Genomic DNA, 8,274 nt, shown 5'->3' with positions numbered 1-8,274 from the left:
TCTTTTTTGCTCATCCCCCTTCTGTTCAAGGAATCCTCCCCTTGAAACATATGGAAGAGGATTTAGCTTCCTCCCACAAACATTTTACTCATACACGATTTATTTTTTCAAATAGTGAAGCGCAGCTGTACCGAGCAGTTTTGCCGCAATCAGCATCGCTTTTTCATCGAAATCAAATTTTGGATGATGGTGTGGGTACGGATTGGTGATGTCTGCTGCTTTTGCTCCGGTAAAGAAAAATGAACCTTTCACGTTTTGTAAATAATAGGCGAAATCTTCCCCGCCCATATGCGGTTCTGTTTCTTCTACAACGGTCACTTCTGGAAGTTGTTTCGCGATGTCGACGATAAAATTTGTTTCTTCCACATGATTGACAACCGGTGGATAGCCTTTTGTATACGTATATTCATACGAACAATCCGCTGCTAAGCAAATCCCGTTTGTTATTTTTCCAATTTCTTGCGCGATTTCATCCCGCACCGTTTCATCAAACGTGCGCACCGTTCCGACAAGTTTTGCGGTATCCGCAATGACGTTAAACGCATTATCTGCGAGAAACGAACCAATCGATACAACCGCTGGCTGCAACGGATTGACGCGTCGGCTGACAATTTGCTGGAGTGCTAATACAAGCTGTGCTGCGACAACGATCGCATCTTTCGTTTTATGCGGCTGCGCTCCGTGTCCCCCTGCCCCTTGAATCGTAATTTCAAACCGATCTGCCGCCGCCATAATCGGACCTGTTCGATATTGAATCGTTCCGGTTGGCTCTGTTGCCCATAAGTGCGTACCAAAAATGGCATCGACCCCGTCAAGGCAACCGTCTTCAATCATCGCTATCGCTCCGCCTGGCGCGTATTCTTCCGCATGCTGATGGATAAGCACAATCGTTCCAGAAAGTTCGTCCTTCATGTCATAAAGCACTTTTGCTAGAACAAGCAACGTCGCCGTATGGCCGTCGTGTCCGCATGCATGCATCACACCTGGAACAGTTGATTTATAAGGTACATCTTTCTCATCTTGGATTGGAAGCGCATCGAAATCGGCACGCAAGGCGACTGTTTTCCCTGGCCTCGTTCCAACAATTTTAGCGACAACTCCGTTTCCACCGACACGTTCCCGCACAGGGATCCCTAACGCTTTATAATAATTGGCGATATATGTCGCGGTGTTATATTCTTGAAACGACAGTTCTGGATGTTGATGCAAATAGCGACGAATGGCCACCATTTCGTCGTAATGCGCTTCTAAACGTTCGTATAGTTTTTCGATCATCCTCTCGCCCCTTTCTTTTTTTTCATTATATCATGATGCCCGACAATGATGACAAAAAGCTGCCTCCTCTTTAGAAGGCAGCCGTTTCATTCTAGATGAGAAACATCGCGACAACAGTCGTCACAACAAGCCCAACGATGACTGGAACTAAGTTACGTCGTGCTAACTCAAACGGGTCAACACCGCAAATGGCAGCAGCCGGAATAAGCGCCCACGGAATTAACGTTCCACCGCCAACCCAAATCGCTGCAATTTGTCCGAGGGCAGTAAGCGTTGCTGCACTAGTACCGAGCGCAACCGCAAATAAATGAGCGATAGAGCCGGCTAATGAAATGCCGGAAAATCCAGATCCATCTAATCCTGTCACAGCGCCAACAAGCGTCAACGTCACTGCTCCTATTTCTTTATTTAGCGGAACAGCGTGAGCGAGCGCAACACCTAAGTCGTTAACAATGCCTTGTGAAGCTTTTGGCAAATATTCACCGATAATGTGAACAAATCCTGCATCTCCTAAATAGAAAAACGCTGCAATCGGAATGACTGGACCAAATATTTTAAATCCGAACTGAAAGCCCTCGATTAAATAATTCGTTATTTCTTCAAAGCTGCTATGTCGGTGTGCAAAAATGGAGAGCAAAATCAAAATGAAAATGGATGTCCCACCAATAAGCGCCGTCGCGTCCCCACCTTGTAATTTTAAATAAGACATCGCTACAACATCCGCAATAAACAACATCGGGATAAGCATCGCCAATCCTTTTTTCGCGCGGTTCGACAACAATAGTTTCGTTTGCTGTACCCCTTCTACTGTTGCAGCTAATTCGTTTGTGACTGTTACTTTCCCAGCTTTCATATCACGTCGCAAGAAAAGAAACGCCGTCACTGTTGTCACAATTCCCATCACAAAAACGAGCGGAACGCTAGCCGACACGACTTCCGCTACCGGAAGACCTGCTGCATCGGCAGTTAATTTCGGTGCCCCTTGAATAACAAAATCGCCCGATAAAGCGATGCCATGACCGAATAAGTTCATCGCCATCGCAACGCCAATCGCTGGCAACCCAACACGAAGGGCGACCGGCAATAGCACTGCCCCCATGAGTGCGACCGCTGGCGATGGCCAGAAAAACCACGAAATCCCCATCATCAATAGTCCAATCGTCCAATACGCCAAGTTCGGCGTGCGAATCAAACGAGCAAATGGAGAGATCATCGCGTCATTAATGCCGGTTATCGTTAAGACTCGACTCATCGCTACAATCACCGAAATAATTAAAATAGTCGGCAACAGCTCAGTAATAGCGTAAATAAAACTGTTAAATACCCCGCTAATTGCCTCACTTAACGAATGAGTGGCAGTAATCGCTAACAAGAAAATCCCAATCATACAAACAAGTGATGTATCTTTCCGTGCCACCATAAATCCGATGATAAGCACGACGAAGACGACGTAAATCCAATGTAACGCAGTCAACTCAACCCCCATGCTTTTTCCCCTTTCCTTGTTCTATTCATACAGGCAATTGCCTAATGAATGTGCTACATCATATGAAAAAGGGAAAAAGATGTGCCTGTCGATTTCCACGGAAATAGTCGAAAAACAACGAAAAGCGGAGGCGACTGGTTAGCTCTCGAAGCCAAGCGTTCTTCCGACGAGAAGCGCTTTTTGCTTCGACGGAGGAAGGTTGCTTGGCACAAGAGAGCTAGGAGCCGCAGCTAGACATCTCCGAAAAGCGGAGGCGACTGCACAGCTGCGACGGGGCGAATGTTCTTCCCACGGAGAGGTGCTCGCCACCTCGAGGGGGAAGGTTATTTGACCCCCGAGCAGCTAGGAGCCGGAGCTAGACATCTCCGAAAAGCGGAGAACGGTCCTTGGCGAAGCCAAGGAAACATCCGACGGACGCGAAAGCTTTCGACAAGACGTGCCCTGCACGTCGACGGAGAAAGCAAACGCGAAGGAGGATGTTAGTTCGCAGCTAGACATCAACGAAAAGCGGAGGCGACTGGTTAGCTTCGACAGGACGGCAGCGAACATATCGCAGGAGAGCATAAGAAAATACCGCTTGTAGTAGCGGCATTCGACAACCTTATTCTTGAACAACCATATATTTTGTTACGTACGAAGGACGCGGGAAAATCGATGGTTGTTTTTCTTCTTGAGAGGCTGTTTCTCGCTTTCCGTGTGCTCGCTCAAATGCTTTCGACCGCTGCCAATTTTCAAAATGTTCTTTTCCTTCCCAACACGTCATTACGATATACGTATCGTTCGACAACGGACGCAAGACGCGAATTGCTACAAACCCTGGTTCTGTTTCAATCAACCGTGCTCGTTGGCTAAAGCGATATTCAAATAACGGTCTCCCTTCTTCTGTCACCGGGATATTGTTACACACAACAAACGCCCCACCTAACTCTCCAACTCCCTCTATTACTTCATATCGCCGCGGTTCGTGAAAAACTGTTTCTCCGTCTGTTTCATGGACTAAAACAGCGGTATCTCCGCCATCAAGCAACACCATCTTTTCGTTTGCATAAGCTTCTTTCACCGTTTGCAAATACGTTAATGTCCCAGTCGTAATATAGATCATTTTCTTTCCCTCCATCGATTGGAAAAATAGTGAAACACGAGCCAATAAATAAATGCTAGCCCTAATCCTACCGTCCATAAACTAGCTTCCCAATTAATTCCAATGATTAAAATAAGGACAAATATCGCATGTTGCACGCTCAATAACAAAAACAATAGCTGCAATACTGCTTTTTTTTGCATAGAAGGCGGCAACGGATATAGTCTTACAAGCACATGCCCACGATGATGACGAGATAAAGCAAATAGCTGTATTCCAGTTGCATACAAGAAAAAGCAAGCAGCAAGCGCCTTTCCGTATCCGGTTGGCACTATATAAAGAAGCAAACAACCTATCATCGTTAAGCGCACGTAAACGCCAAAATAATCCCCCGCTCTACTAAAGGTTCGTACATATAAATAACGAAACGCGGCTTCTTTCCGCCAATCGGTAATAAATCGCAACAACACATCCATCCAACGACGCCGCTTTGCTTTTTCTTGAATATGCGGCACATCGGTAAAAAGGTTAGCCAGCCGGTAAAACCGTCTCATCGCTTGCGCTTCTTGCCAAATGAGCTCCTCCCACGGAAGCGGTTTTTGCTTCGTAACATTCCAAAAATAAAAGGAAATACATGCCGTAATTACTAATAAAACAAAGAACAAAAACGGCGGAACGTCCACCAGCAGAAAATAAACGACTACTCCATTCAGTAAAAAGCGCCCTATATCCCCAATCCATTTCGCTTTTTGCTCAACCCAATGTATTTCTCGCCAATGAATCCATACATTCCACCCTTTCCATAGCCATAAAAAGAAAGCGAAAAGCGAAAGCGGCATCGAAGCAAATCGAAGATGAAGTGGCGCAACAACAAATACCCCAGCGAGCAAAAACAACGTTTGCACCACAAAACTAAACAAAAGCGAGCGTTGCATATATGGACGGAGTTTTGTTTCGGCAGGTGTTAAAAACACGATATCGGCTTCTTGTAAAAACGTACGAACGGAACTTGGCGTTAAAAAAAGCGCCAATACAAACGCCTCCACAACAGCGTACGGAAATTGCGGCGATAGCGCGCGCACCCATTTTTCATATAGCACTGCCCCTGCACTTAGTCCAATGAATAAAACAAACAACAAATGATCATTCAACATATAACGTAAATAGCGCCTTACTTCCGCAACATACCGGCTAAACCGTTCGCTCCATAACTTTCGACTATTCATCGTACTCTTCTTCCTTTGTCAGTTCGATATAAATTTCGTCAAGCGTAGCAGACGGAAGCTGAAATTGTTGCCGTAGCGATTCGACAGTCCCTTTCGCTTTCACTTTTCCGTGATGAAGAATGACGAACGAATCACAATATTTCTCCGCTGTTGCTAAAATGTGCGTGGACAATAAAATTCCTGCTCCTTTTTGCTTAGCATTTTGCATCCATTGAAGCAATGAATGAATTCCAAGCGGGTCAAGTCCTACAAACGGCTCGTCAATCACGTAGAGCGCCGGATTGACTAAAAAAGCGCACATAATCATCACTTTTTGTTTCATGCCTTTGGAAAAATGAACAGGAAACCACGATAACTTTTTTTCCATGCGAAACGCTTTTAATAATGGGGGAAGCCGCTTTTCATACTTCTCTTTTGCCAATCCGTACGCCATCGCGGTTAATTCTAAATGCTCTTTTAACGTTAGTTCTTCATATAATACAGGTATTTCTGGAATGTACGCTAACTGCGCGCGGTACGTTTCTTTTCCTTCTGAAAACATCTGTCCATTGAGCGTAATTTTTCCTTCGCGCGGCTCCATTATCCCGATAATATGTTTAATCGTTGTGCTTTTCCCCGCACCATTTAATCCAATTAATCCAACGATTTCACCGCGGTCTACCGTAAACGAAACATCCTGTAGCACATTGCGGGTCGTGTAGCCGCCGTATACATGCTGAACTTCCAAAAGTGCCATCGCTTGTTTTCCTTTCTTTATGAGGATTACCATTATTTTATCAAAAAAAATTATCGTTTTTCAAAAAGAAGATGTATATGCTCCTCATTTGTGGGCATGATAATTAGCGAAGAGGGGATGAGAAGTTGATGAGTCATCCGCATGAAAACAAGGTGTTTACGAAAGATAGCACCGTCGGAAGCAAAGGAAAATTCCTTGTAAATGAGGTGTTTGTCGCAGATCATCAAACAAGCAGGATGTCCAATCCGAGCAAGGGGATGGTCACCTTGAACAAAATATGTTCATGAAGTAAAAAACCTTTTTGTAAATGAGGTGTTCATCAAACGCCATTTTGCGTAATGAAACTCTCACCCCTTTTCAACGAGGACAGGATGTAACCAAAACGGCTTACGTCCTGTCCTTTATTATGATAAAATGAAGACAAAAATGGCAAGAAAGGTGGCCTGTTCCATGAGTGATTGTATTTTTTGTAAAATTATAAATGGTGAAATTCCTGCCGCAAAAGTGTATGAAGACGAACACGTAGTAGCATTTCTTGACATTAGCCAAGTGACAAAAGGGCACACACTTGTTGTACCGAAAGTACATATGGCCGATCTTTTCGAATTGACGCCGGATGCTGCTAGCCAACTGTTTCGTACCGTTCCAAAAATCGCCAATGCCATCAAAAAGCAATTTTCCCCTGTTGGATTAAACGTATTGAATAACAACGGGGAACACGCTGGGCAAACGGTCTTTCACTTTCATATGCACCTTATCCCGCGTTATGGTAAGGGGGACGGCTTTGGCGCTGTTTGGAAATCAAATGCAAGCGATTATACATTTGAAGATTTGCAGGCAATCGCAGCCACAATTCAAACAGGAATCGAATAAAACACATGAGCAAGTTTTGTTCGCCACACACCAAGCATGAAACAACCGTTCATGAAGTGATTATTTTCACAGAAAAAGAGGGAAGCGCTTATTGCTTCCCTTTTACTGTTGAAACGCGTTTTTCAAATCGCTGTCCTTCACTTGAACGTTTGCGTCTTTAATTAATTTTTCGACTTTGGATTCCATTTTAGAGGAATCGATTTTATTCTTTTTCACTTCAAATTCAATTTCCTCTTTCATTTGTTCGTACGATGGCTTTTTCTTTTTATCCGTTACTTTAATAATATGGTAGCCATATTCTGTTTTCACCGGCTGGCTAACTTGTCCAACATTAAGCGCATACGCAGCGTCTTCAAATTCTTTCACCATTTTTCCAGGACCAAACCAGCCTAAATCGCCACCGTTTTGCGCTGAACCAGCATCTTGCGAGTATTCTTTTGCCAGTTTCGCAAAATCTTCTCCTTTATCTAGCTTCGCTTTAATTTCTTGTGCTGTTTTTTCATCTTTCACTAAAATATGGCTCGCACGAATTTGTGGCTTATACTGGTTATAATATTGTTTCAATTCATCTTCCGTTACTTTCACATCTTCTATTGCCGCTTTTTGCCGCAATAAATCGAGTTTCACCATGTTGCGGATCGCTTGCTCTCCGCTTTGTTGCACAGCAAGATCGTATTGCGCGCCATACGTGTCTTTTAAATTTTGAATTTCTCGGTCAATTTCTTTTTCACTTACTTTGTATTTTTTTCCAAGCACTTTTTCATATACAAGATCACGAATGACCTCTTTTCCGACGCGTTCCTTCATCGCTTTATAGAACTCGTCTTTTGTAATATCGCCTGCCTTCGTTTCCACAATCACTTCTGACCCGCCGTTATTGCATGCAGACAATGCAAGGACAGAAGCGGCTGTCATAAACACAATCTTCCATTTTTTCATTTACTCACAACTCCTACCATCAAAATTTCGCAAACTACATTCATAACTATAGCACATTTTCCCATCATGCAAAAATTTTTTCCTGCTAGTTATGCGCCCATACACGTTTCACACGGTGACATATGATGAAGTATCACAGCCTATGAAAGGAGGTGTTGTTCATGGGCGCACCTTATGCAGGAGGATTTGCGTTAATTGTTGTATTGTTTATTTTATTAATCATTGTCGGCAGTGCTTGGTTATTCTAACGAAAAGCGAAGGCGAGCACACGTTGCAAAATGAACAAAAAGCTGGCAGTCACCGCTGTCAGCTTTTCTTATGTAAAAAGCACCTCGAAATAAGAAGAGATAAGCAAAATGGTAATCAATACATTAATCGTCCGAAACACGGTCGGCTGTTTTTCTTCTGGAATCTCTCTCTGTACACAAAGCGCATTTGTTAATTGATTAATCGAAAATAAAATGACCATCGCAAGGGGTATAAAATACAATGCCATACGCCAATCCCCACCTATCCCTTACAAAATTACTTCCTTTACTTTACAACGTTTTTTGCGATAAATCAAGTATGAGTAAAATGTTTGTGGGAGGAAGCTAAATCCTCTTCCATATGTTTCAAGGGGAGGATTCCTTGAACAGAAGGGGGATGAGCAAAAAAG

General features: G+C 43.6%; 9 protein-coding genes. 2 read left to right on the top strand and 7 right to left on the bottom strand.

The window, feature by feature from the left end; translation table 11 throughout:
- Positions 1-99: 99 nt before the first annotated feature.
- The 5 genes from GGR02_RS17085 to GGR02_RS17065 form a co-directional block, all read right to left on the bottom strand.
- Entirely contained in the window at positions 100-1,275 is a 1,176-nt protein-coding gene (locus GGR02_RS17085) for a M20 family metallopeptidase (protein ID WP_183186138.1), read from the bottom strand.
- Positions 1,276-1,366: 91 nt separating this feature from the next.
- A complete protein-coding gene (locus GGR02_RS17080; protein WP_183186137.1) occupies positions 1,367-2,761 on the bottom strand; it encodes a hypothetical protein in 1,395 nt (464 codons plus the stop codon).
- Between the two features lie 601 nt (positions 2,762-3,362).
- Positions 3,363-3,863, bottom strand: a complete 501-nt coding sequence (locus GGR02_RS17075; RefSeq protein WP_183186136.1) for an antibiotic biosynthesis monooxygenase family protein — start codon at positions 3,861-3,863, stop codon at positions 3,363-3,365.
- Complete coding sequence (locus GGR02_RS17070) at positions 3,860-5,068, bottom strand: ABC transporter permease (RefSeq protein ID WP_183186135.1); 1,209 nt, start codon at positions 5,066-5,068, stop codon at positions 3,860-3,862. Before GGR02_RS17070 ends, GGR02_RS17075 begins: the two co-directional genes overlap by 4 nt.
- Positions 5,061-5,804 (bottom strand): ABC transporter ATP-binding protein, encoded by a 744-nt coding sequence (locus GGR02_RS17065; RefSeq protein ID WP_183186134.1) that lies wholly within the window; start codon positions 5,802-5,804, stop codon positions 5,061-5,063. Before GGR02_RS17065 ends, GGR02_RS17070 begins: the two co-directional genes overlap by 8 nt.
- A 450-nt stretch (positions 5,805-6,254) precedes the next feature.
- On the opposite strand from GGR02_RS17065, the gene GGR02_RS17060 reads away from it, so the two are divergent.
- Positions 6,255-6,677, top strand: a complete 423-nt coding sequence (locus GGR02_RS17060; RefSeq protein ID WP_183186133.1) for an HIT family protein — start codon at positions 6,255-6,257, stop codon at positions 6,675-6,677.
- Between the two features lie 102 nt (positions 6,678-6,779).
- Here the strand turns inward: GGR02_RS17060 and GGR02_RS17055 are convergent, their stop codons facing one another.
- A complete protein-coding gene (locus GGR02_RS17055; protein WP_183186132.1) occupies positions 6,780-7,616 on the bottom strand; it encodes a peptidylprolyl isomerase in 837 nt (278 codons plus the stop codon).
- Between the two features lie 161 nt (positions 7,617-7,777).
- Here GGR02_RS17055 and GGR02_RS17050 point away from each other — a divergent pair, with 161 nt between their 5' ends.
- Positions 7,778-7,864: a YjcZ family sporulation protein gene (locus GGR02_RS17050; protein ID WP_084256195.1), complete on the top strand. Its 87-nt coding sequence runs from the start codon at positions 7,778-7,780 to the stop codon at positions 7,862-7,864.
- 68 nt (positions 7,865-7,932) lie between these two features.
- Here GGR02_RS17050 and GGR02_RS17045 read toward each other — a convergent pair whose 3' ends face one another.
- Positions 7,933-8,112, bottom strand: a complete 180-nt coding sequence (locus GGR02_RS17045) for a hypothetical protein (RefSeq protein ID WP_066323175.1) — start codon at positions 8,110-8,112, stop codon at positions 7,933-7,935.
- Between the last annotated feature and the right edge of the window lie 162 nt (positions 8,113-8,274).

The organism is Anoxybacteroides voinovskiense (assembly GCF_014196205.1).
In the GTDB taxonomy this organism is placed as follows: Bacteria; Bacillota; Bacilli; order Bacillales; family Anoxybacillaceae; genus Anoxybacteroides; species Anoxybacteroides voinovskiense.
This window is presented reverse-complemented; position numbering and strand designations above follow the sequence as displayed.

Excerpts from the sequence above, each read along its gene's own strand:
- GGR02_RS17055 (WP_183186132.1), bottom strand. The coding sequence starts at position 7,616 with ATGAAAAAATGGAAGATTGTGTTTATGACAGCCGCTTCTGTCCTTGCA.
- GGR02_RS17060 (WP_183186133.1), top strand. The coding sequence starts at position 6,255 with ATGAGTGATTGTATTTTTTGTAAAATTATAAATGGTGAAATTCCTGCC.
- GGR02_RS17085 (WP_183186138.1), bottom strand. The coding sequence starts at position 1,275 with ATGATCGAAAAACTATACGAACGTTTAGAAGCGCATTACGACGAAATG.
- GGR02_RS17070 (WP_183186135.1), bottom strand. The coding sequence starts at position 5,068 with ATGAATAGTCGAAAGTTATGGAGCGAACGGTTTAGCCGGTATGTTGCG.
- GGR02_RS17045 (WP_066323175.1), bottom strand. The coding sequence starts at position 8,112 with ATGGCATTGTATTTTATACCCCTTGCGATGGTCATTTTATTTTCGATT.
- GGR02_RS17050 (WP_084256195.1), top strand. The coding sequence starts at position 7,778 with ATGGGCGCACCTTATGCAGGAGGATTTGCGTTAATTGTTGTATTGTTT.
- GGR02_RS17075 (WP_183186136.1), bottom strand. The coding sequence starts at position 3,863 with ATGATCTATATTACGACTGGGACATTAACGTATTTGCAAACGGTGAAA.
- GGR02_RS17080 (WP_183186137.1), bottom strand. The coding sequence starts at position 2,761 with ATGGGGGTTGAGTTGACTGCGTTACATTGGATTTACGTCGTCTTCGTC.
- GGR02_RS17065 (WP_183186134.1), bottom strand. The coding sequence starts at position 5,804 with ATGGCACTTTTGGAAGTTCAGCATGTATACGGCGGCTACACGACCCGC.